The organism is Microbacterium sp. BE35 (assembly GCF_031457705.1).
GTDB classification, from domain to species: domain Bacteria; phylum Actinomycetota; class Actinomycetes; order Actinomycetales; family Microbacteriaceae; genus Microbacterium; species Microbacterium trichothecenolyticum.
Genome location: NZ_JAVDXD010000001.1, coordinates 1,368,858 through 1,390,817, shown reverse-complemented (window position 1 = coordinate 1,390,817; position 21,960 = coordinate 1,368,858). Strand labels below are relative to the sequence as shown.

22 protein-coding genes are annotated in these 21,960 nt (G+C 70.0%); 10 read left to right on the top strand and 12 right to left on the bottom strand.

Going from position 1 to position 21,960, the window contains the following annotated elements; translation table 11 throughout:
• Nucleotides 1-85: 85 nt before the first annotated feature.
• From J2Y46_RS06075 to J2Y46_RS06065, 3 genes are all read right to left on the bottom strand, one after another.
• The gene (locus J2Y46_RS06075) at nt 86-244 is read right to left on the bottom strand and encodes a hypothetical protein (protein ID WP_169748663.1); all 159 of its coding nucleotides are present in this window, start codon (nt 242-244) and stop codon (nt 86-88) included.
• Between the two features lie 62 nt (nt 245-306).
• Nucleotides 307-1,791 (bottom strand): MFS transporter, encoded by a 1,485-nt coding sequence (locus tag J2Y46_RS06070; RefSeq protein WP_310241108.1) that lies wholly within the window; start codon nt 1,789-1,791, stop codon nt 307-309.
• A gap of 89 nt (nt 1,792-1,880) precedes the next feature.
• Entirely contained in the window at nt 1,881-2,501 is a 621-nt protein-coding gene (locus tag J2Y46_RS06065; protein ID WP_045296250.1) for a PadR family transcriptional regulator, read from the bottom strand.
• Nucleotides 2,502-2,602: 101 nt separating this feature from the next.
• Between J2Y46_RS06065 and J2Y46_RS06060 the strand changes: the two genes are divergently transcribed.
• Both J2Y46_RS06060 and J2Y46_RS06055 read left to right on the top strand, forming a co-directional pair.
• Complete coding sequence (locus tag J2Y46_RS06060) at nt 2,603-2,956, top strand: hypothetical protein (protein ID WP_310240983.1); 354 nt, start codon at nt 2,603-2,605, stop codon at nt 2,954-2,956.
• Nucleotides 2,957-3,029: 73 nt separating this feature from the next.
• Entirely contained in the window at nt 3,030-3,992 is a 963-nt protein-coding gene (locus tag J2Y46_RS06055) for a phosphoribosylaminoimidazolesuccinocarboxamide synthase (protein WP_396653152.1), read from the top strand.
• 25 nt (nt 3,993-4,017) lie between these two features.
• On the opposite strand, the gene J2Y46_RS06050 is transcribed toward J2Y46_RS06055, so the two are convergent.
• A complete protein-coding gene (locus tag J2Y46_RS06050) occupies nt 4,018-5,595 on the bottom strand; it encodes a hypothetical protein (protein ID WP_310240980.1) in 1,578 nt (525 codons plus the stop codon).
• Nucleotides 5,577-6,332 carry an ABC transporter ATP-binding protein gene (locus J2Y46_RS06045; RefSeq protein WP_310241106.1) on the bottom strand — a complete coding sequence of 252 codons (756 nt, stop codon included), beginning with the start codon at nt 6,330-6,332 and terminating at the stop codon, nt 5,577-5,579. The genes J2Y46_RS06050 and J2Y46_RS06045 overlap by 19 nt, the downstream gene beginning before the upstream one ends.
• 168 nt (nt 6,333-6,500) lie before the next feature.
• On the opposite strand from J2Y46_RS06045, the gene J2Y46_RS06040 reads away from it, so the two are divergent.
• Together J2Y46_RS06040 and J2Y46_RS06035 are read left to right on the top strand one after the other, a co-directional pair.
• A complete protein-coding gene (locus tag J2Y46_RS06040; protein ID WP_310240977.1) occupies nt 6,501-7,847 on the top strand; it encodes a solute carrier family 23 protein in 1,347 nt (448 codons plus the stop codon).
• A gap of 210 nt (nt 7,848-8,057) precedes the next feature.
• On the top strand, nt 8,058-8,897 hold the full coding sequence (locus J2Y46_RS06035) for a VOC family protein (RefSeq protein WP_310241104.1): 840 nt from the start codon (nt 8,058-8,060) through the stop codon (nt 8,895-8,897).
• 193 nt (nt 8,898-9,090) lie between these two features.
• Here the strand turns inward: J2Y46_RS06035 and J2Y46_RS06030 are convergent, their stop codons facing one another.
• The 5 genes from J2Y46_RS06030 to J2Y46_RS06010 all read right to left on the bottom strand — a co-directional run bounded on the left by J2Y46_RS06030 (nt 9,091) and on the right by J2Y46_RS06010 (nt 15,072).
• Entirely contained in the window at nt 9,091-10,131 is a 1,041-nt protein-coding gene (locus J2Y46_RS06030; protein ID WP_310240975.1) for a LacI family DNA-binding transcriptional regulator, read from the bottom strand.
• 54 nt (nt 10,132-10,185) lie between these two features.
• Nucleotides 10,186-11,664, bottom strand: coding sequence for a family 1 glycosylhydrolase (locus tag J2Y46_RS06025; protein WP_310240972.1), 1,479 nt, complete (start codon nt 11,662-11,664; stop codon nt 10,186-10,188).
• A 67-nt stretch (nt 11,665-11,731) separates the two neighbouring features.
• Entirely contained in the window at nt 11,732-12,640 is a 909-nt protein-coding gene (locus tag J2Y46_RS06020) for a carbohydrate ABC transporter permease (RefSeq protein WP_045296258.1), read from the bottom strand.
• Nucleotides 12,637-13,668 carry a carbohydrate ABC transporter permease gene (locus J2Y46_RS06015; RefSeq protein ID WP_045296259.1) on the bottom strand — a complete coding sequence of 344 codons (1,032 nt, stop codon included), beginning with the start codon at nt 13,666-13,668 and terminating at the stop codon, nt 12,637-12,639. The genes J2Y46_RS06020 and J2Y46_RS06015 overlap by 4 nt, the downstream gene beginning before the upstream one ends.
• Nucleotides 13,669-13,800: 132 nt before the next feature.
• On the bottom strand, nt 13,801-15,072 hold the full coding sequence (locus J2Y46_RS06010) for an ABC transporter substrate-binding protein (RefSeq protein ID WP_045296260.1): 1,272 nt from the start codon (nt 15,070-15,072) through the stop codon (nt 13,801-13,803).
• A 316-nt stretch (nt 15,073-15,388) separates the two neighbouring features.
• On the opposite strand from J2Y46_RS06010, the gene purS reads away from it, so the two are divergent.
• On the top strand, nt 15,389-15,637 hold the full coding sequence (purS, locus tag J2Y46_RS06005; RefSeq protein ID WP_045296261.1) for a phosphoribosylformylglycinamidine synthase subunit PurS: 249 nt from the start codon (nt 15,389-15,391) through the stop codon (nt 15,635-15,637).
• The gene (gene purQ, locus J2Y46_RS06000) at nt 15,634-16,341 is read left to right on the top strand and encodes a phosphoribosylformylglycinamidine synthase subunit PurQ (RefSeq protein WP_045296262.1); all 708 of its coding nucleotides are present in this window, start codon (nt 15,634-15,636) and stop codon (nt 16,339-16,341) included. Before purS ends, purQ begins: the two co-directional genes overlap by 4 nt.
• Nucleotides 16,342-16,362: 21 nt before the next feature.
• Here the strand turns inward: purQ and J2Y46_RS05995 are convergent, their stop codons facing one another.
• Entirely contained in the window at nt 16,363-16,794 is a 432-nt protein-coding gene (locus J2Y46_RS05995; RefSeq protein ID WP_045296264.1) for a DUF1761 domain-containing protein, read from the bottom strand.
• 108 nt (nt 16,795-16,902) lie between these two features.
• Here J2Y46_RS05995 and J2Y46_RS05990 point away from each other — a divergent pair, with 108 nt between their 5' ends.
• Together J2Y46_RS05990 and J2Y46_RS05985 are read left to right on the top strand one after the other, a co-directional pair.
• Nucleotides 16,903-17,835 carry a 2-hydroxyacid dehydrogenase gene (locus tag J2Y46_RS05990; RefSeq protein ID WP_045296265.1) on the top strand — a complete coding sequence of 311 codons (933 nt, stop codon included), beginning with the start codon at nt 16,903-16,905 and terminating at the stop codon, nt 17,833-17,835.
• Nucleotides 17,836-17,903: 68 nt separating this feature from the next.
• A complete protein-coding gene (locus J2Y46_RS05985; RefSeq protein ID WP_084695383.1) occupies nt 17,904-18,503 on the top strand; it encodes a pyridoxamine 5'-phosphate oxidase family protein in 600 nt (199 codons plus the stop codon).
• A 27-nt stretch (nt 18,504-18,530) separates the two neighbouring features.
• Here the strand turns inward: J2Y46_RS05985 and J2Y46_RS05980 are convergent, their stop codons facing one another.
• On the bottom strand, nt 18,531-19,049 hold the full coding sequence (locus J2Y46_RS05980; RefSeq protein ID WP_045296266.1) for an adenine phosphoribosyltransferase: 519 nt from the start codon (nt 19,047-19,049) through the stop codon (nt 18,531-18,533).
• Nucleotides 19,050-19,123: 74 nt separating this feature from the next.
• Here J2Y46_RS05980 and J2Y46_RS05975 point away from each other — a divergent pair, with 74 nt between their 5' ends.
• Nucleotides 19,124-20,806 carry a glycoside hydrolase family 13 protein gene (locus J2Y46_RS05975; RefSeq protein ID WP_045296267.1) on the top strand — a complete coding sequence of 561 codons (1,683 nt, stop codon included), beginning with the start codon at nt 19,124-19,126 and terminating at the stop codon, nt 20,804-20,806.
• 36 nt (nt 20,807-20,842) lie between these two features.
• A complete protein-coding gene (locus tag J2Y46_RS05970) occupies nt 20,843-21,862 on the top strand; it encodes a LacI family DNA-binding transcriptional regulator (RefSeq protein ID WP_045296269.1) in 1,020 nt (339 codons plus the stop codon).
• Nucleotides 21,863-21,960 lie beyond the last annotated feature (98 nt).

Below are 21,960 nucleotides of genomic sequence, written 5' to 3'. Positions count from 1 at the left end.
GCTGGGGGACATGCGGGGCCGGCGTCCTGTAGACGTCCGGGATCGGAGAGGACCCGGCGGACGCCGCGAGACCTGAGCTGGGGAATCAGGTCTGACGACGAATGAAGCGCATCAGCCAGGCGATAACCGCGATGACGATGATGATGAGGCCGATCCACAGCAGGAATTTGGCCGCTTCGATGAACACGCCCAGCAACAGCAGGACGATTCCGACGATGAGCAGGATCACTGCGAGTCCGGTCATGTGACCATGCTGGGCGGCTGAGGCGCCGCCGACCAACCTCTTGACAATCGCCTCGAACGGGGTTATTCGGATTCGGCAGCCGCGTTCGCCGCCTGCCAATCCTCGGTCGACGTCGTCTTCGGCCGACGCAGGAAAAGCACCACGACGACGCCGACGAGCATGACAGCGGCGGGCAGCAGGATGGCCTGCGCCATCGCCTGCGAGAAGCCGTCGATGACGAACGGAGGCAGCGTTCCTTCGCCGAACCCGCCCGATGCGTCGGACGCGCCGGGAAGGTTCGCCTCGAGTCGGGCCTGCATGAAGGCCGCGATCGATGCCGAGCCGATCACCGAACCGATCGTGCGGGTGGTGTTGTAGATGCCCGCGCCGGCACCTGCCTGTCGTGGAGGCAGGTTGCGCGTGGCGGTGGTCGCGAGCGGCCCCCACATGCCGGCGTTGCCGATGCCCATGAGCGCCGACGGGAGGAGGAACATCCAGATCGGGGTGTCGACGTTCATGAGCGACGAGTACCAGAACAGCGAGCCCGCGACCATGAGCAGGCCGGGCACGAGGAGGAACCGCGGGTCGGTGCGGTCGAGGAGGCGGCCGGCGAACGGCGCGCCGAAGCCCGAGAGGACGGCCATCGGGATGAGCAGCAGCGCCGACTGCGTGGGGGTGAGCCCCCGGGCGAGCTGGATGAAGAACATCAGCGGCAGCGACATGCTCGTCACGGTGAATCCTACGATCGCGATGCCGAGGTTCGACACCGAGAAGTTGCGGTCGCGGAAGAGGGGCAGCGGCACGAGCGGCTCGTTCTTGGTGCGCGCCTGCGTCCAGATGAAGAGCGCCATCACCGAGACACCGCCGGCGATCATCGCCCACACCCACGGCGCCCAGTCGTACTTCTCGCCCTCCTGCAGGCCGAACACGATCAGGAAGAGGCCGACGGCGCTCAGCACGACGCCGACGATGTCGAAGCGGTGCGGGTGCGTTTCGAGCTTGGGCACGAGAATCCAGGCGAGGACGAACGCGACGACGCCGACCGGGATGTTGATGAAGAAGATCCACTCCCACCCGAAGCCGTCGACCAGCAGACCCCCGGCCAGCGGCCCGACGAGGGTCGCGACACCGGCGGTGGCGCCCCACAGGCCCATCGCCGCGCCGCGGCGATTCGGCGGGAAGGTGCGCGTGATGACGGCCATCGTCTGCGGCGTCATCAGCGCGGCGCCGAGGCCCTGCACCGCACGGGCGATGATGAGCATCTCGAGGGTGCCCGACAGGCCGCACCACAGCGACGCGAGCGTGAAGACCGTCAGCCCGATCAGGTAGATGTTCTTGGGCCCGAACCGGTCGCCGAGGCGTCCGGTGATCAAAAGCGGCACCGCGTACGCGAGCAGGTAGGCCGAGGTGACCCACACGACGTTGTCGAGGTTGTTGGTGTCGGGGTCGAGCGCGGCCTTGATGGCGGGGTTCGCCACCGAGACGATCGTCGTGTCGACGAGGATCATGAAGAAGCCGATGACCAGCGCCCAGAGGGCGGGCCACGGGCTGCGGGGCTTGTGCCCCACCGCGTAGGCACCGGTGATCGGGCCGGCGACCCGAGCGGTGGCGGATGCCGCGCCCGCCGTGGGGCGGGACTCCGGCGTTTCGGGGGTGGTCACTGTCGTGCTGCCTTTCTCTGGGCGAGATAGCGTTCGGAGGGGGCCTCGTCGCGCCCCCAGGCGAAGTCGGGATCGGCGATGCGCGGGAGCATCGCGTCCATCCACGCGAGCTCGGCGTGGAGGAGCGCCGCTTCGCGCCCGATCTCGATGAGGTACTGCTCGGGCACGCCCTTGTCCAGCGCGTGCCGGTGGCCGTCCTCAAGGGACTCCAGCGACGCGGCGAGCGCCGCACGACGGGCACGGAGCAGCTCGATCGCCTCATCGCGATCCAGGCCGTGCACCTCGGCGAGCGCGACGCGGAACTCGGCCGGGCGGTCCACGCGCGGCAGCTCGCGGCGCACCCATTCGAGGACCGCGGCGGCGCCGGCATCCGTCTGCGTGTAGGTGGTGCGCTCGGGTCGGTTGCCGTCGCGGTCGACGCCGACCTCGGCGATCAGTCCCGCCCGCTCGAGCCGCCCCACGGTGTGGTAGACCGTGCCGTTGGTGATCGTGACGAGCCGGTCGTCACGGCGGAAGTGCATGAGCCGGATCATCTCGTACGGGTGCATGTCGCCCTCGCTCAGCAGCGCGAGCACGGCCACCCCGAGCGGGGTCAGGCGGGCGACGGGGTCGTTCACGATGATGTACTCCAGTTCGATTAGTCCACGTGGACTATACGCTCCTTCTGCGCGATCCGCACCCTCGCGCTCTGTCGGTGGGAGGTCGTAGCGTGAGGTTCATGGCAGACAAGGGCGCCGCACGCAGGGAGAAGTTCCCCGAGTCGTACGCGATCTTCGACCCGATCGTCGCGGAATGGACGGCCCGGCCCGACGTCTCGCTCGGCGCGATGTTCGGATCCGAGGGCCTGAACGTGCGTGGAAAGGTGTTCGCCTTCGTGACCTTCGAGGGCGCACTGATGGTGAAGCTGCCCGAGAGCCGCGTCGGCGAACTGGCCGAGGCCGGCGCGGCGGAGCCCGCCGTCATGCGCGGCAGGCCGATGCGCGAGTGGGCGACCGCGGGGACCGATGCTGCGGACCGCTGGCCCGCGCTCGTCGCCGAGGCGTTCGCGCACGTCGACGAGATCACGCCGTGAGCCCGCCCGCGGTCCACGCGACCTCGCCCCGAAACCCGCCGCAGTCACCCGGGATAATGGACGGGTGACGGCTATCCCCACCCCCACGACCGAGCTCTCCGGCTGGCGCCACGCCTACTCCGGCAAGGTGCGCGACCTGTACGTTCCGGCGGACACGCCCGAGGGGGCGACGCCCGAGCGCATGCTGGTCGTGGCGAGCGACCGCGTCAGCGCGTTCGACCACGTGCTCTCGCCGGGCATCCCCGGCAAGGGCGAGCTGCTCACCACCCTAAGCCTCTGGTGGTTCGACCGGCTCGCGGGCGCGGACGGGGGCCGCAGCATCCCGAATCATCTCGCCTCCTCGCACGAGCTCACCCTCGGGGCCGACGGTGAAGCCAACACGGCCGATGACCTGAAGAGCCTGATCCCGGAGGCCGTCACCGGACGCGCGATGGTCGTGAGGAGCCTCGACATGCTCCCGATCGAGTGCGTCGTGCGCGGGTACCTCACCGGGTCGGGCTGGGCGGAGTACCGCGAGAACGGCACGGTGTGCGGCATCTCGCTCCCCGAGGGGCTCTCGAACGGCGACCGGCTGCCCGAGCCGATCTACACGCCCGCTTACAAGGCTCCACTGGGCGAGCACGACGAGAACATCTCGTACGAGCGCACCGTCGAGCTCGTCGGCGCCGATCGCGCGGCGGAGCTCCGCGACCTCTCGCTCGAGATCTACGCGCGCGCGGCCGCGACGGCCGAGGCGCACGGCGTGATCCTCGCCGACACGAAGTTCGAGTTCGGTCTCGACGGCAACGGTGTGCTGACGCTCGCCGACGAGGTGCTCACGAGCGACTCGTCCCGTTACTGGGATGCCACGGCCTGGGCGTCCGGCACGACCCCCGACGAGCGCATGGCGAGCTTCGACAAGCAGATCGTGCGGGACTGGCTGGCCGCGAACTGGGCGGCCCCGCGCGAGGGGGAGCCGCCCGCACTCCCGGCGGACATCATCGACCGCACCACCGCCCGCTACCGCGAGCTGCTCGAGCGCCTCACCGCCGCCTGACGCCGCGGCGCGGCATCCGGCGTTGTCACGCGTTCTTCATCGCCTTCAAACGCGCGAGCAGCACCGGCCCGGTGCTGTCGAGCACCTTGCCACCGATCAGGATGCCGGCGACGAGCACCGCGGTGCCGCCCACGATCCCGATGGCGAACGCGATCCAGCTCACGGTCGGGTTCCGCGTGAAGTACCCGATGATCCCGACGATCACCGCGGGCGACGAGAGCGCAAGCGCCACCAGCCAGATGCCGAAGAACGCCATGCCCTGCAGGAACGTCGTGCCGGGGACGCGCTTGAACGGGTTGTCACCCGAGCCCGGAACCGGCACCACGAGCTGGGCCGAGGTGACGGCGCAGACGCCGTAGCAGGTGAAGAGGATGCCGAGCGCCATGCCGAGGATGCCGGGGAACTGCGTCCAGTCGCCCGCGAACACGAAGGGCAGTGCCGCGGCCAGCAGCACCAGCGGCACCGCGACAGCGGCGGCGGCGAGGATGCGCCCGAGCCGGTCCGAGAGACCGCGCGCTCCCGTCGCGACCTCGGTGCCGAACGCCGTGCCGTCGTATGAGATGTCGGCGTACACCACGATGCCGATGATGAACGCGATGATCGGCGCCGAGAACGCCAGCGCCACGAATGGGTCGCCGTCGCGGGCGTAGAACCACAGCAGCACCGGCACGAGGGGCACGGCGATGAGCTGGCGGAGATACCGCGGATCACGCGTCCAGTACGTCAGGGCCCGCGCGAAGACCGCGCCCGCAGCGCCGGTCGGTACGCGGCCGAACCACCCGACCGACCCGGCCCGCACGGCGGCGGCCGACGTGAGCCGGGGCCGCACGGGGGAGCGCGCGAGCGAGGCGCGCCACAGCAGCCACAGCGCCGCGAGGGTGGCGAGCGCGATGAGCAGCTTCGCCGCGGCTGCGGGCAGATCGCCGGCGGCCGCGTCGGCGGGCACGGCCCAGGCGGCGCCGAGCGGCGTCCAGCCGAGGAGCGGCACCAGCTCGGCGATGGTGTCCGCGTTCACGCTGACCCCGCTGGCGAGCCCCGCGATGAGGGGCCCCGCCAGGATGAGCGGGATGAAGATGAGGATGCCGGCGACCTCGCGGAAGCGTCGGCCTCCCCCGAAACCGGAGGCGACCGTCGCCACGGCGCGTGACGCGACCACCGCCGTGAGCACCGCCAGCGGCGTGCTCACCAGCCAGGCGACGAGCGCGGCGGGCCAGTGCGCCCACGTCGCGATCGTCGCGAGCGCTGCCACGGACGTCACGATGCCCGGGACGCCGCAGGCCGCGGCGAGCGTGAGCGCGACCATCATCCGCGAGGTCGTCAGGGGGAACACGACCAGGCGGTCCGGGTCGAGCGTCGTGTCGACGCCGAACGCCACGAGAGGGATGAGGGCCCACCCCAGCGTCACCAGCGAGCCGGCACCCACGATGATGACGCCCGCCAGCCGGACGTCGGCGAATCCCAGCGCGACCAGGCCCGCGACGATGCCCACGAGGAGCAGCGCGCCGTAGAGGGCACCGAGGATGAACCCGACCAGCTGCCACGGGCTGCGCGCGAGCTGGTTGCCGAGGACCCGGAACCGCAGCCTCAGGAGCGTCGCAACCATTCCGGCCCTTCCGTGTGGCGACGGCCGCCGACGAGCTCGACGAAGCGGTCCTGCAGGGACTCCCCCGCACGCACGTCGTCGACGGTGCCCGCGACGAGCAGGCGACCCGCCGCGACGACCGCGACGTGGTCGCACATCCGCTGGACGAGGTCCATCGAGTGGCTCGAGACGATGACCGTGCCGCCGCCGCCGACATACCCCGCGAGGATGTCCTCGATGTTCGCCGCCGACACCGGATCGACCGACTCGAAGGGCTCATCGAGCACGAGCAGCCGCGGGGCGTGAACGAGGGCGCACGCGAGCGCGATCTTCTTGGTCATGCCCGCCGAGTAGTCGACGACCATCGTGCCCGCGGCATCCGTCATGTCCATGAGCGAGAGCAGGTCGGCCGTGCGCTGGGCGATCTCGTCGTGCGGCAGGCCGAAGAGCAGCCCGTTGTAGGTGACGAGCTGCTCGCCCGTGAGGCGGTCGAACAGCTTGACGCCGTCTGCGAGGTTGCCGACCATCGCCTTCGCCTTGACCGGCTCGCGCCACACGTCGACCCCGTGCACCAGCGCCTGACCCGCGTCCGGCATGAGGAGTCCGGTCGCCATGGACAGCGTCGTGGTCTTGCCGGCGCCGTTCGGGCCGACCAGCCCGTAGAACGATCCCGCCGGCACGCGCAGGCTGATGTCGGCCACGGCCACCTTCTCGCCGAACCGCTTGTGGAGTCCCCGGAACTCGAGCGCGGGCGGCATGGGCAGGGTCGCTGGGTCGGTCACATCTCTCCGTCGGTTCGGCATCGAAGGTCCGGGTGCGAGCCGGAATCCGTCCAGCCTCCCGGATGCCGCGTGGCCGAGGCAACTCGCGCGCACCCGCTCGCTAGGGTGATCCTCGCACCATCACCCGAGCGCTAAGGAGCGCGCATGCCTTTGTGGACCATTCACGGCAACGGCCGGACCGTCGAACCCGGGAAGGTGGTGAAGCCCGACGAGCGGCTGAACTGGCCCGCGACGGTCGCGATCGGCGCCCAGCACGTCATCGCGATGTTCGGCGCGACGTTCCTGGTGCCGGTGCTGACGGGCTTCCCCGTCTCGACGACGCTCCTCTTCTCGGGCATCGGGACGCTGCTGTTCCTCCTGATCACGAAGAACCGCCTCCCCAGCTACCTCGGCTCGTCGTTCGCGTTCATCGCACCGGTCACCGCCGCCACCGCGTCGCAGGGCATGGGCTCGGCCCTCGCCGGCATCGTCGCCGTCGGCGTGCTGCTGGCCGCCGTCGGCTTCATCGTCCAGTTCGCGGGGCTCGGCTGGATCGAGAAGCTCATGCCGCCGGTCGTCGCCGGCGCCATCGTCGCGCTCATCGGCTTCAACCTCGCCCCGGTCGCGTGGCAGAACTTCCAGCAGGCGCCGATCACCGCGACCATCACGCTCGTCGCCGTGATCCTCGGCAGCGTGCTGTTCCGCGGCTTCCTCGGGCGCATCTCGATCTTCCTCGGCGTGATCGTCGGCTACATCGTGGCGCTCCTGCGCCAGGAGGTCGACTTCACCCAGGTGAACGAGCTCGTCGCGAACGGGCAGTGGGTCGGCCTGCCGACGTTCCAGTTCCCGACATTCGGCAGCCCCGGCACCTGGAGTGTCATCGCGATGTTCCTGCCGGTCGTGCTCGTGCTCATCGCCGAGAACGTCGGACACGTGCGCGGCGTCGCGACGATGACCGAGGCATCCGTCAATCAGTACACCGGCCGCGCGCTCATCGCCGACGGCGCGGCGACGGTGCTCGCGGGCACCTTCGGCGGCTCGGGCACGACGACGTACGGCGAGAACATCGGCGTCATGGCGGCGACCCGCGTGTACTCGACGGCGGCGTACTGGGTCGCGGGCGTCTTCGCGATCCTGCTGTCGCTCTCGCCGGTGGTCGGCGCGGTGTTCAACTCGATCCCCGCCGGCGTGCTCGGCGGCGTGACCACCGCCCTCTACGGCCTCATCGGCATCATCGGCATCAAGATCTGGGTCGACAACCGCGTGGACTTCTCGCGCCCGGTGAACCAGTACACCGCCGCCGTCTCGCTCGTGATCGCGATCGCCGGCTTCACGATGGTGTGGGGCGACTTCCAGCTCGGCGCGATCGTCATCGGCGCCGCCGCGGCCCTGGTGATCTACCACCTCGGCAACGCCATCGCCCGCTGGCGCAGGACCGGCGCCGACGACGGCGGCCCGCTCCCCGCCGTCGGCCAGCTCGGCGGCGACCCGCAGGACTCGCAGGTCAAGTAGCGCCGAGGCGCAGCACCCGTCCCCGACCTGTTTCTGGGGTTTGGGGCGCATTCTGTCCGTTGGGGCGCGATTTGTGCGCCCCAACGGACGAATCGCGCCCCAAACCCGGAGGACCGGAGCGATGAAGCGGGAATGGATGCTGCGTGCAAATGGTTGTAGCTACACGTGAATGAGATCGCGCACCCTGACCGCCTCGCCGCCGATACCTCGATGGGCGCCGTGACGCTTCTCGTCGGCGACCTCGACGGCATGACCGCGTTCTACCGCGACGTCATCACACTCCAGGTGCTGTCGGCCGAGGGCGACGAGGTCGTGCTCGGGCGCGCGGGCAGACCGGTCGTCATCCTGAAGCACGAGCCCGCCCTGCGCCACGCGAGCCCCGGCGCGGCCGGGCTCTTCCACACGGCGATCCTCTTCGAGACGCAGGAGGCCCTCGCGGCCGCGCTCTACAGCGTCGCGCAGCGCGCGCCGCAGACCTTCACCGGCTCGGCGGACCACCTCGTGAGCCAGGCCTTCTACCTCACCGACCCCGAGGGCAACGGCGTCGAGCTGTACTGGGACCGGGCCCGCACCGAGTGGTCGTGGACTCACGGCAGTGTCGAGATGGCAACGCTGTACCTCGACCCCAACGGCTTCCTCCGCGAGCACCTGACGGAGCGGGCCGCGAGCGGCGGGACGGGGCAGGACGCAGCATCCGTCGGTCATGTGCACCTGTCGGTCGGCGACGTCGCGAGCGCCCGCGCGTTCTACGTCGATGCGCTCGGGTTCGACCAGACCGCCGAGCTCGGCAACCAGGCCCTGTTCGTGAGCGCCGGCGGCTACCACCACCACATGGCGATGAACGTGTGGAACTCGCGCGGCGCGGGACCGCGGATGCCGGCGCTGGGCCTCGGCCGCGTGGATCTGGCCCTCCCCGACGCCGACTCCCTGGGCGAGCTCGCCGAGCGCCTGCGCCACCACGGCCTCGACGTGCGCGACGACGGCCGCACGGTGGCCTTCGACGACCCGTGGCGCAACCTCCTGCACGCGACGGTTCCCGGCCGCGGCTGAGTTCTCCCCCACCCCCAACCCACCTCGCCTTCCGCAGTCACATCGTGCGGCTTCGCGCCCCCCGTTCCCGCCAAACCCGACTGCGGAGCGAAGGCCTTTCGGTGTTCCGCAGTCGCAAGGTGCGGGTTCCGCCGCCCCGCGGACGCGAAAAGTGACTGCGGAACGAGGGGGCGGCGGGGGGAGCCGGGGCGCGTCAGACCGACTCGCGGATGACGAGCTCGGTCTCGAGGATCGTGACGTGACGCGGATGCCGCCCCGCGAGGAGGTCGAGCAGCACCGTGGCCATGCGCTCGCCCTGTGCGAACGAGGGCTGGCGCATCGTCGTCAGCTGCGGCGTGACGGAGGTGGCCACGGGCGAGTCGTCGAAGCCGATGATCGCGACGTCGTCGGGGACGCGCAGCCCTTCGGCCGTGAGCACCGTCAGCACGCCCCGCGCCATGAGATCGCTGGCGACGAAGACCGCGTCGGGCTGGGCTCCGGTCGCCAGCACCCGGCGCATCGCGTCGGCGCCGCCGTCGGCGGTGAAGTTGCCGTCTTCGACCGCGATCTCGTCGAGATCCCAGGCGGCGAGCGCATCGCGGTATCCCTGCAGGCGGTCCACACCGGCGGGCATGTCGCGCGGGCCGGTGATCGTCGCGATGCGGCGTCGACCGCTCTCGATCAGATACACCGTGGCGTCATACGCCCCGCGGACGTTGTCGACGTCGACGTAGTAGTCGCGCTCGCGCTCGCGCACCGGCCGGCCGCCGTAGACGACGGGCACGACGCTCGCGATGCGGTCGATGAACGTGTCGCTGGTGTGGTGCGAGACCACGATGGCGCCGTCCACGGCACCCGAGCGCACGTAGCTCGTCGTCTTGTCGCCCGGGTCGTCACTGGCGATGAAGAGGTTGAGCACGTAGTCCGAGCGGCTGAGACGCGAATTGATGCCCGACACGATCGCCGCGAAGAACGGGTCGCCGAAGAACCGCGTGGTGTCCTCGGGGACGATCAGCGCGATCGCGTGCGTCTTCTGGCTCGCCAGCGACCGGGCAGCGCGGTTGGGGACGTAGTTCAGCTCGTTGATCGCGCGCGTCACCGATTCCAGGGCTTCGGGGCTCACGGCCGTCGAGCCGTTCACGACGCGGGAGACCGTCGAGCGGGAGACCCCCGCCGCGGCGGCGACCTCTTCGATCGTCACGGCGTGTGCACTGCCGGCTCCCCGCTGGGTGCGCCGCATGGCGTCGGTGCTCATTCCTGTCCCCTCCTTCCCGGATGCTACTGCGCCGCGGCACCCCGCGGCGCAGTGCTACGACGCGACGGCCGCCGCGCGCGCGGACTCCAGGTCGATCGCCCGAGCGCCGATGATGCGGCTGTACTCGAGCGCGCTGTCCTTGGGTGTGCGCTCCTGGGTGTCGTAGTCCACGCGCACGATCCCGAACCGCTTCTCGTAGCCCCATGCCCACTCGAAGTTGTCCAGGAGCGACCAGTAGAAGTACCCGCGCACGTCGACGCCGGCCGCGGCCGCGTCGAGGATCGCACCGAGGTGCCCGCGCAGGAACTCGACGCGGTCGGCATCGTGCACGCGCTTCGTCTCGCCCTCGACGACGAGCTCGTCGTCGTAGGCGGCGCCGTTCTCGGTGACGTAGAGCACGGTGCCGGCCTGCTGCGCGTACTCGTCCCACACCCGCTCGAGGAGGGTCGTCAGCCCCTCGGGCTGCACCTCCCACTGCATCGGCGTGCGGGGCAGGCCGCGCTCGTGCCAGTAGATGCCCTCGTGCGAGGGGTACGGCGAGCGGCCGGGGCGATCGGTGGGCGCGTCGCCGCCGATCGGCGGGTTCACCGGCTCGTGGCCGCCCACGTACTCGCCGTGGTAGTAATTCACGCCGAGCGTGTCGATGGGCGTCGCGATGGTCTCGAGGTCGCCGGGGCGCACGGCGGACTCCCACGCGGCGATGGCCGCAGCATCCACCTTTCGGATGTCTTCCACGATGTCGGCGGGGTACTGCGCGCGGAAGATCGGGTCGAGGAACCAGCGGTTGAACTGGCCGTCGATGCGGCGCGCCGCGTCGACGTCGGCGGGGTCGTTCTCGTCGACCGGCTCGGCGACCGTGAGGTTCAGCGTGATGCCGAGCTTGAGCGACTCGTCGCGAGAGCGCAGCTCGCGCACGGCCTGGCCGTGGCCGAGCAGCAGGTGGTGCGCGGCGAGCACGCCCTCCTCGACGCTGTAGTGGCCCGGCGCGTGGATGCCCGCGGTGTAGCTGAGGAACGACGAGCACCACGGCTCGTTGAGCGTGGTCCACACGTTGACCCGGTCGCCCAGGGCGTCGTGCATCGTCAGCGCGTACTCGGTGAAGAGGTCCGCGGTGTCGCGGTTCGCCCAGCCGCCCTTCTCCTGCAGCGCCTGCGGCAGGTCCCAGTGGTAGAGCGTCAGCCACGGGAGGATGTCGGCCCCGAGCAGCTCGTCGACCAGTCGCTTGTAGAAGTCGAGGCCCTTGAGGTTGACCGCCCCGCCGTCGGGCCGCACGCGCGACCACGACGTCGAGAAGCGGTACGTCTGCAGGCCCAGCTCCTTCATGAGCGCCACGTCATCGCCGTAGCGGTGGTAGTGGTCGCACGCCACGTCGCCGTTGTCGGCGTTGATGACGGCGCCCGGCACGCGGCAGAACGCATCCCAGATCGAGTCGCGGCGGCCGTCTTCGTGGGCGGCGCCCTCGATCTGGAAGGCGGCGGTCGCGGCGCCGAACAGGAAGTCCTGGGGGAAGGCGCGAGGGATCGCGGTCGTCATGAGGTCAATGATCCTCTCGGAGAACGTCGGTGTCAGGATGCCGAAGGCTGTGGGGAGGGGAAAGGGTCTAGCCCTTGACGGCGCCGGCCATGATGCCGCTCACCAGCTGCCGCCCCGTGAAGGCGAAGACGATGAGGAGCGGAATGGTGGCGAGGAGCACGCCGGCGAGCACGACCGAGTAGTCGACGAAGTAGTTCGACTGCAGGAGCGAGAGCGCCACCGGGAGCGTGGGACTCTGCCGGTCGAGCACGATGAAGGGCCAGAAGAACTGGTTCCACGCCCCGACGAAGGTGAAGAGGAACAGCATCGCGGCTGCGGGCCGCGCGGCGGGCACGCCCACCGTCCAGAACGTGCGGAGCATGTTGGCCCCGTCCACTCTCGCCGCCTCGATCAGTTCGTCCGGCACGGTCTGCGACAGATACTGCGTCATCCAGAACACACCGAACGCGCTGGTGAGCGCGGGGATGATGATGGCGCCGATCTGCCCGGTCCAGCCCAGGTCGGAGAAGAGCAGGTAGAGCGGCACGACGCCGAGCTGCATCGGCACCGCCATGGTGGCGACCACGAAGGCCAGCAGCCACTTGCCGCCGGGGAAGCGGAGTTTCGCGAACGCCCAGCCGGCAAGGGTCGAGAACAGGACGACGGATGCCGCGATCACGGTCGAGCTGAAGATCGAGTTCCACAGCGCCTGCCAGAAGTTCACGGCAGGGTCGTTGATGACCTTCAGCGCGTTGTCGATGAAGTTGCCACCGGGCAGCCACGACATGCTCGGGTTGTTGATGGTCGAGGCGTCGCCCGAGCCGATCAGGAACGACCAGTAGTAGGGGAAGAGGGCCGAGACCACGACGACCCCGAGACCGACGTACACCCAGACCCCGGCGCGCACGCCGCGGATCTTCGTGGTCCGCCGGCTCCGGCGCGCGTTGGGCAGGTTCTCCTCGACGACCGCGAGGGGCGGGGTGCTGATGGCGCTCACTGCTGGGCTCCCTTCCGGCCGCCGCGACGGCGCTGGATGACCCCGCGTCCGCCCTCGTCACGTACGAGGGCGCGGGTGATGGCGAGGTTGATGAGGCCGATCGCCAGGATGATGATGAAGAGGATCCACGCGAGGGCGGCGGCACGTCCGAAGTTGAACTCGCCCCAGCCGATGTTGTATAGGTACAGCGTGATCGTCAGCCACTGGCCCGCGGCACCGCCGCGGCCGGTCTGGTCGAACATGCGGGGCTCGTCGAAGATCTGGAGACCGCCGATCGTCGACGTGATGATGACGAAGATCAGGGTGGGCTTCAGCGACGGGAGCGTGATGCTCCAGAACTGGCGGAACGCGTTGGCGCCGTCCACGGTCGCCGCCTCGTAGTACTCGCGCGGCACGGCCTGCATGGCGGCGAGGAGGATGAGGGCGTTGTAGCCGGTCCAGCGGAAGTTCACCATCGTGGCGATGGCGATGTGGCTCCAGAACGGGTCCTTGTGCCAGGCGATCGGGTTCAGGCCGAGGTTCGTGAGCACGTTGTTCACGAGGCCGTGGTTGTCGCCGAAGAGGTTGCTGAAGATCAGCGCGACGGCGACCGGGGCCATGACGTACGGGAGCAGGACGCTCATGCGCCAGAAGGTCTTGGCCCGGATGTTCTTGTCGAGCATCGCCGCGATGAACAGCGCCAGGATGAGCTGCGGCACCGACGAGAGCAGGAAGATGCTGAAGGTGTTCCGCAGGGCGATCCAGAAGTCGGCCTGGGACAGGATCCAGACGTACTGGTCCAACCCGACGAAGGTGCCGGAGTTGCGGACGAGGTCCCACTCCTGGAACGAGATCACCGCCGTGTAGACGATCGGGAAGAGGCCCACGATCGCGAACAGGATGAAGAACGGCGAGATGTAGAGGTAGGGGGAGAGCTTCAGGTCCCAGCGGCTCAGGCGGTGGGAGAAGGAGAGGACGCGCGGCTGGCGTTCCGGATCGGGCCGATCGGCCGGCCCGGATGCCGTCGTACGGGTGGCGGTCGTGGTCACCGGTGGCTCCGATTCGGGTGTCGAGGGTGGGCGTGGAGGCGGAGTGCGCGCGGGCCGGGGGACCCGCACGCACTCCGCTTCTGCTGTCAGACCTGGTCTGCGGGAGCGGACCGGATCGTCAGTGTCGGCCTATCAGAAGGCCTCGACCTCGGCGACGTACGCGTCCCACGACGCCTGGGCGTCCTGGGTGCCGTCGAAGACGCGGGTGATGGCGTCCTGCAGTGCGGTGTTGTACTTGAAGTAGTCCGCGCTCTTGTAGGGCGTCACGGTGATCGCCGCGGAGCGGTCCGCGAAGATCGTGCCGGTCGGCGCGTCGGCGAAGTACTCGTTGGTGGAATCGGTGATCGCCGACGAGCTCTGCGCGTCGAGGGCGCTCGGGTAGGCGCCGACGTTGACGAACGTCTTCTCCTGCTGCTCCGGAGCGGTCAGCCAGTCGGCGAGCTTGAGAGCCTCGTCGACGTTCTTTCCGTTGGCGGGAACGGTCAGGTACGAGCCGCCCCAGTTGCCGCCGCCGTTCGGGAACGCGTTCGCGATCTCCCAGCCGGTGACCTCGGGCGCGTTGCCCGAGATGATGCCGAGCATCCACGGCGGGCACAGCATGGCGGCGAACTCACCGTTGGCCATCGACGCGTTCCAGTCGTCCGACCACTGGCCCGAGTAGGCCGAGTTCGGGATGCCGCGCTCGACGACGAGGTTGTACGCAGCCTCGAGGTCGGGGTTGTCGGTCGCGACGACGGTGCCGTCGGGCTCGTCGTACGGGAACTCGATCTGGTTGACGATGCCCTGGAACGCGGAGTTCGCGGAGTCGAGCATCGGCTTGCCGGTCGCAGCCTTGTACTTGTCGGCCAGGTCGAAGAACGTGTCCCAGTCGCCGTCGATCGCCGAGGCGACCTCGTCGGGCGTCGAGGGCAGGCCCGCGGCGGCGAACAGGTCGGCGCGGTAGCAGACGGCCTGCGGGCCGATGTCCGTGCCGAAGCCGACGAGACGGCCGTCGGCGTCGGTCGCGGCCTCTTCCTTCCACTCGACCCAGCGGCCCTTGGCGCTGTCGGGCACCTCGGCGAGCAGGTCGGAGTACTGCATGGCCTCGGCGAACCAGTCGACCTCGACCGCCTCGATGTCGGCGAGGCCTTCCTTTCCGAGCTTCGCGAAGAAGTTCGTGCGGGCGTCGTCGGTGATGGCGGCCTTGTTGTGGACGATCTTGATGTTCGGGTTCTCGTCCATGTACTCCTGGAGGAGCTCGTCGTCGTACCCGAAGTCGTTGAACGTGGCCAGGGTCAGCGTGATCTGGCCGTCCTCGCTTCCGGCGTCGTCTCCGTTGCCGCCGGCGCAGCCGGCGAGGACGATGGCCGAAGCCGAGAATGCGGCGATTGCCACAGCGCTTCTGCGGAAGGCGCGTGCGTTCACTGTCACTCCTTTGTGTTGTCAGGGTCGTGTGTGTTGCAGGATCGGCCCGGAGGGAACCGTGCCGGTGGTGTCTCGTGGGAGCGTTCCCATCGATCGAGACGCAACGCTATGGGATCGCTCCCACGAAGTCAAGGGAGCGCTCCCACGGTTTGATCACGGTTGTGTCACAGGGGTTTGCGCGACCCGGGAAACGCCACGCGCACGGGCCCGTAGACTGGTGGGGACCCCTGCCCGCGACATCCGGCGTTTCGACTCCTCGCTGCGCTCGTCGCTCAACGACCGATAGCTGCGGCCTCCGGCCGCCAGGAGGATCGCGATGCCCACCATCGTCGTCGACGTCATGCCCAAGGCCGAGCTTCTGGACCCGCAGGGAAAGGCCGTCACCGGCGCCTTCGCCCGTCTCGGCGTCTCCGACTTCAGCGCGGTGCGCATCGGCAAGCGGTTCGAGCTCACCGTCGACGGCGAGGTCACCGACGGGGTGCTCGCCGAGGCCCGGCGCATCGCCGACGAGATCCTCTCCAACTCCGTGATCGAGGACGTCGTCGGCATCGAGGTCGTGGAATGACCGCCCGCATCGGCGTCATCACCTTCCCGGGCTCGCTCGACGACCGCGACGCGCAGCGCGCGATCGAGATCGCAGGCGGCGAGGCCGTCGCCCTGTGGCACGGCTCGCACGACCTCGACGGCGTCGACGCGCTGGTCCTTCCCGGCGGCTTCAGCTACGGCGACTACCTGCGCGCCGGAGCCATCGCGGCGCTCGCGCCGATCATGGCAGAGGTGAAGGATGCCGCGGCCAAGGGGATGCCCATCCTCGGCATCTGCAACGGCTTCCAGATGCTCGTCGAGGCTCACCTGCTGCCGGGCGGGCTGATCCGCAACGCGCATCAGCAGTTCGTCCGCCGCGACCAGAAGCTGCGCGTCGAGAACAACGACACCGCGTGGACCAGCGATTTCGCCTCCGGCCAGGAGATCGTCATCCCGCTCAAGAACGCCGACGGCGGCTACATCGCCTCGGAGTCCGAACTCGACCGTCTCGAGGGCGAGGGGCTTGTCGCCTTCCGATACCTCGGCGTGAACCCGAACGGGTCGCTGCGCGACATCGCCGGCCTCACCAACGAGCGGGGCAACGTGGTCGGCCTCATGCCCCACCCCGAGCACGCCGTCGAGCCGGGCTTCGGTCCCGACACCGCCGCCGCGATGCGGTCGGGCGTCGACGGCCTGTCGTTCTTCACGTCGGCCATCGCCGCCGTGGTGGGCGCCGCGGCCTGAGCCGCGGCATCCGTCCCGCTTCTAGACTGTGCCGGCCGGCGGCCACACGCCGATGATGAGCGCCATCACGATGATGGTCACCAGCTCGTGCGAGATGTTGAGCACGGTCAGCGACGACGGCCGCCCCTCGAAGGCGTCGTGGGTGATGAAGCGCGCCGCGGTGAAGCCCGCCCAGAGGATCACGCCCGTGAGCAGCGCCGTCCAGAGGTAGCTGCCGCCGTAGAAGTGCCAGGCGATCGACGAGGCGCCGGCCAGCACCCACGCGGTCACGAAGCTGACGATCAGCGTCACCACGATCGGCACCACGGCACTTGCGCCCGGCCGGTTCATGTCGACGTTCGCGAGCTTCGCCCATCTCGTGCCGAAGACCTTCGGCGTGTACCAGATCGAGCCGACGACCATGCTCGACGCCGTCGCGATCAGCACCGCCCAGTAGTTGATCTCGGGAACCACGTCCGCCTCCTCCGCCCAGGCGCCGCCGCCGGTCGCGGTCGCCGCTCGACGCGAGCGTAGCGCCGCCCCGCGACGCCGGCCCCGCACCGCGCCGGTAGCGTGGAGCGGGTGACCACAGACACCCGGAATCTCGTCGTCAGCGTCCCCACCGAGCAGCTCGCCGCGGATCTGGGCGCCCTGCCCGACGGCGTCGAGCTGGTGGTGTGGCCCATGGACGCGGCCGCTCCGCGTGACCGGTTCGACATCGTCGTGCCGCCTTACATGTCGATGGCACGCGTGCTCGCGCGTCTCGAGGGCGTCGAGGTGGGGCTCGTGCAGGGCCAGTCGATCGGCTACGACGGCGTCGCCGCCATCCTGCCCGAAGGTCTGGTCTTCGCGAACGCGGCCTCGGTGCACGAGACCTCGACCGCCGAGCTCGCCGTGGGTCTCGCGATCGCTGCGCAGCGGCACATCGACGCGTTCGCCGTCGACACCGCGGCCGGCCGCTGGGCCCCGGTCTTCGCGCAGAGCCTCGCCGATCGTCGCGTGCTGCTGCTCGGCTACGGCGGCGTCGGCAAGGCCGTCGCCGCGCGGCTCGAGCCGTTCGAGGTCGAGCTCACCCCGGTCGCGTCGCGCGCCCGGGATGAGGACGGTGTCGCGGTGCACGGCATCGACGAGCTGCCCGAGCTGCTCCCCCAGGCCGAGATCGTGATCCTCACGCTGCCGGGCGGTGAGGCAACCCAGGGACTCGTGGACGACGCCTTCCTGTCGGCGCTTCCCGAGGGCGCGCTCATCGTGAACGTCGGCCGCGGCACCCTCGTCGACACCGACGCGCTCGTCGATCACGTGCGTCGCGGACGTATCCGCGCCGCGCTCGACGTCACCGACCCCGAGCCCCTCCCCGAGGGCCACGCGCTCTGGGGCCTTCCGGGCGTGCTCATCGCCCCGCACGTCGGCGGCGCGTCGAGCGCGATGCGACCCCGGGTCGCCAAGCTCGTGCGGACGCAGATCGAGCGGCTCGCCGCCGGCGAGCCTCCGATCAACGTCGTGCTCGGCGGCTGAGCCGGCACGCTCCCCCTTCAGTTCTCCTCCGCTCTGAGGTAGACCGGAGGGACGGACGGTGGTGCGCGATGAATGATTCCCGAAGCGATCCCCCGAGTGCGGACCAGCCGCCGAAGGTGGAGCGGCTCGCCGCTTCGGCGTGCTGGGAGTACCTGCAGACCGCCGAACTCGGCCGGCTCGCGGTGGACAACGCCGACGGTGCACCCGACATCTTCCCGGTCAACTACGTCGCCCACGAGGGCGCCCTGTACATCCGCACGGCGCGCGACGCGAAGCTCCTCCATATCGCGCAGCACCCGATGGTCGCCTTCGAGGTCGACGGCGCGACCGACGACGACCACTACTGGAGCGTCGTGATCCGCGGAAAGGCGGAGCGCGTCACCCGTGACGACGAGATCCGCGACAGCGGGGTCCGCCGGCTCGCGTCGTGGAGCCCGACCGTGAAGTTCTTCGTCATGAAGGTCGTCGCGAACACCGTCACGGGCCGGCGGTTCCCCCAGCATGCGAGCCGCAGGGATCCGCTCACGCCGTTCGAGGGCGACGCCACACTCCCGGACGCGCCGGAACCGCCACGGCAGCCACGCGCCGAACGGCCCGCGCCGATCCCGCACTTCGGGCCGCGCACCGGGCCGCAGGACACGCTGCCGGGGCCGCGCTCCGACGGGTGACCGGCGATGCCGATCGCAGCCGCGGCGTCAGCCGGTGAAGACCGTGTGCACGTCGCCGACGACGTCCCGGCCGCCGAGGGCCGTCAGCTCCATCAGCACCGCGGTGCCCACCACCACGCCGCCGAGCGTCTCGACGAGCTCGTGCGCCGCGACGAGCGTGCCACCGGTGGCGAGGACGTCGTCGACGAGCAGCACCCGGGTGCCGACGGCGATGTCGTCGTGCGCCTCGATCGTGGCGGTGCCGTATTCGAGCGAGTAGGTGACGGATGCCGCGGGCAGAGGCAGCTTGCCGGCCTTGCGGATCGGAACCAGGCCCGCGCCGGCCTCCATCGCGACGGCGCCGGCGAGCAGGAACCCGCGCGCCTCGACCCCCGCGACGACGTCGAACGACCCCTCGAACGGGGCGATCATCGCGTGGATGACGGTGCGCAGGGCTCGGGCATCCACCAGCAGAGGCGTGATGTCGCGGAACTGCACGCCCGGTTCCGGGTAGTCGGGGATCGTGCGGATGAGGGATTCGGCGCGCGTGAGGGCTTCGGACAGCACCCGCCAACCCTACGCCCGGCCCCCGGGCGTCTTTCGTTACGAGGGAGTGTAAGCGCTTGCAGTATGCTGATCGGATGACTTCCGCAGAGACCATCGAGCGCACGGACGCGTTCCTCACCACCGTCGGCGGCGAGTGGTGGCGCACCGCCGTCATCTACCAGATCTATCCGCGGTCCTTCGCGGACGCGTCGGGTGACGGCATCGGCGACCTCCCCGGCATCACCTCGCACCTCGACGACCTCGCGCACCTCGGCATCGACGCCATCTGGCTGAGCCCGTTCCAGCGCTCGCCCCAGAAGGACGCCGGCTACGACGTCAGCGACTACTGCGACGTCGACCCGCTCTTCGGCACCCTGGCCGACTTCGACGACATGCTGGCCGGGGCGCATGAGCGCAGCATCCGTGTCATCGTCGATCTCGTCCCGAACCACTCGTCCGACCAGCACGAGTGGTTCCAGCAGGCCCTCGCCGCCGTTCCCCACAGCGCCGAGCGTGCGCGCTACATGTTCCGCGACGGCAAGGGCGAGAACGGCGAACTTCCTCCCAACAACTGGGAGTCCGTCTTCGGCGGCCCCGCGTGGACGCGCGTGGTCGAGGCCGACGGCGAGCCCGGCCAGTGGTACCTGCACCTGTTCGACTCGTCGCAGCCCGACTTCGACTGGTCGAACGACGAGGTCCGCGAGGAGTTCCGCCGCATCCTGCGCTTCTGGCTCGACCGCGGGGTCGACGGCTTCCGCGTCGACGTCGCCCACGGCCTGGTGAAGGCGGAGGGACTGCCGGACTACATCCCGAACCCCGCGGCCGGCTCGATGGGCGGCGAAGCGGAGAACGTGCCGTACTGGGGTCAGGACGCCGTGCACGAGGTGTACCGCGACTGGCGAAAGATCCTCGAGGAGTACCAGGGCGATCGCGCCCTCGCCGCCGAGGCGTGGCTGCCCACCGCCGCGCGCACTGCCGAGTGGGTGCGTCACGACGAGATGCACCAGGCGTTCAACTTCCCGTACCTCGAGACCAAGTGGAACGCCACCGATCTCCGCGAGGTCATCGAGGTGTCGCTGCACGCGTTCCCGGGTGTCGGCGCGCCCTCGACGTGGGTCCTCTCCAACCACGACGTCGTGCGCCACGCGTCGCGTCTCGCGCTGACGGCCGAGAACCCGCAGGGTCATGGCATCGGCCCGGAGTCGCCCGGTCAGCCGATCCCCGAGGTCGGACTCGCCCGCGCCCGCGCAGCCACGACCCTCATGCTCGCACTGCCGGGTTCCGCCTACCTCTACCAGGGCGAGGAGCTCGGTCTTCCCGAGGTCATCGACATCCCCGGTGACGCCCGTCAGGACCCGACGTGGTTCCGCACCAACGGCGAGCGGTACGGTCGCGACGGCTGCCGCGTGCCGATCCCGTGGAACGCGGATGCCCCGGCCTACGGCTTCAGCGACTCCGGCGCGTCGTGGCTGCCACAGCCCGCCGAATGGGCGACGCTCGCCCGCGACGCGCAGACGGGTGTCGAGGGCTCGACGCTCGAGCTCTACCGTGCACTGCTCGCCGAGCGCCGGGCGCGGTCGCTCGGTGCGGGCTCGCTCGAGTGGATCGACGGGTACGGAACGGATGCCGTCGCATTCCGCAACGGGAATGTCACCGTCATCGCCAACACGGGTTCCGCGCCGATCGCGCTGCCGAGCGGTATCGTGATCGCGTCGAGCGGTCCGGTCGCGGACGGTGAGCTCGCGGGCGACACGACGGTCTGGATCGAGACCGCCTGACACTCGCGCTGGTCTACGAGAAGGTACGGTGACGACGTGGTCAGCATCGACGAGGTCGCCCGCGCGGCGGGGGTCTCGACGGCGACCGTCTCGCGCGCGCTGAGCGGGCGCGGACACGTCTCGGCGGGCGCGAAGGCGAAGGTCGAGGAGGCCGCCAAGAGCCTCGGGTACGTGGTGTCGGCCTCGGCATCGAGCCTCGCTTCGGGCCGCACGCGCAACATCGGTGTGCTGGTGCCGTTCCTCGACCGGTGGTTCTTCTCCACGGTGCTGAGCGGCATCGCCTCCGCGCTCATGCGCCGCGGCTACGACATCACGCTCTACAGCCTCACCGCCGACCGCGGCGAGCGGCACGACATCTTCGACACGTTCCTGCGGCGCCAGCGCGTGGACGGGGTCATCGCGATCTCCCTCGAGCTCGGTCAGGAGGAGACGGAGCGGCTCGTCGAGCTCGATCTGCCGGTGATCGCGATCGGCGGGCCTAATCCGCTGCTCACGACCCTCACCGTCGACGACGTCGCCGTCGCGCGGCTGGCCACCGAGCACCTGCTCGCGCTCGGCCACCGCCGGATCGCGCACATCGGCGCGAGCCCCGAGTTCGACATCGACTTCCACATCCCGACGCAGCGCCGGCAGGGGTTCGAGCTGGCGCTGGCCGACGCCGGCATCGAGGTCAGCCCGTCGCTGTTCGAGCCCGCCGATTTCACGATCGAAGGCGGCTTCCGCGCCGCGAAGCAGCTGCTGGGCAAGCCGGGCAGCCGGCCGACCGCGATCTTCGCGGCATCCGACGAGATGGCGATCGGGGCGCTCCTCGCGGCTCGCGAGCTCGGCTACCGGGTGCCCGAGGACCTCTCGGTCATCGGCATCGACGGTCACGAGCTCGGCGAGTTCTTCCGCCTCACGACGGTCGACCAGTTCCCTCTCGGCCAGGGCGAGCGCGCCGCCGACGCGATCCTCGAAGCGCTGGAGTCGACGGATGCCGAGACCCCCGTCCACCGGCCCGGCGAGCTCCCCTTCGAGCTCATCGTGCGCGGCTCGACGGCCCGCCTGCCGCAGTGACGGTGTCGCGATTTCTTCACCGGTCTCGGCAATAGTGTCGTATCGGAGCCTCACCGTTCGTGGATCAGGTATGCGGGCCCGTTCGGGCGCCGCGACGG

Bases quoted from the DNA above. Each gene is read 5' to 3' on its own strand.
- J2Y46_RS06075 (WP_169748663.1), bottom strand. From the start codon at position 244: ATGACCGGACTCGCAGTGATCCTGCTCATCGTCGGAATCGTCCTGCTG.
- J2Y46_RS06060 (WP_310240983.1), top strand. From the start codon at position 2,603: ATGGCAGACAAGGGCGCCGCACGCAGGGAGAAGTTCCCCGAGTCGTAC.
- J2Y46_RS06050 (WP_310240980.1), bottom strand. From the start codon at position 5,595: ATGGTTGCGACGCTCCTGAGGCTGCGGTTCCGGGTCCTCGGCAACCAG.
- J2Y46_RS06045 (WP_310241106.1), bottom strand. From the start codon at position 6,332: ATGCCGCCCGCGCTCGAGTTCCGGGGACTCCACAAGCGGTTCGGCGAG.
- J2Y46_RS06040 (WP_310240977.1), top strand. From the start codon at position 6,501: ATGCCTTTGTGGACCATTCACGGCAACGGCCGGACCGTCGAACCCGGG.
- J2Y46_RS06035 (WP_310241104.1), top strand. From the start codon at position 8,058: ATGGGCGCCGTGACGCTTCTCGTCGGCGACCTCGACGGCATGACCGCG.
- J2Y46_RS06030 (WP_310240975.1), bottom strand. From the start codon at position 10,131: ATGAGCACCGACGCCATGCGGCGCACCCAGCGGGGAGCCGGCAGTGCA.
- J2Y46_RS06025 (WP_310240972.1), bottom strand. From the start codon at position 11,664: ATGACGACCGCGATCCCTCGCGCCTTCCCCCAGGACTTCCTGTTCGGC.
- purS (WP_045296261.1), top strand. From the start codon at position 15,389: ATGCCCACCATCGTCGTCGACGTCATGCCCAAGGCCGAGCTTCTGGAC.
- purQ (WP_045296262.1), top strand. From the start codon at position 15,634: ATGACCGCCCGCATCGGCGTCATCACCTTCCCGGGCTCGCTCGACGAC.
- J2Y46_RS05985 (WP_084695383.1), top strand. From the start codon at position 17,904: ATGAATGATTCCCGAAGCGATCCCCCGAGTGCGGACCAGCCGCCGAAG.
- J2Y46_RS05975 (WP_045296267.1), top strand. From the start codon at position 19,124: ATGACTTCCGCAGAGACCATCGAGCGCACGGACGCGTTCCTCACCACC.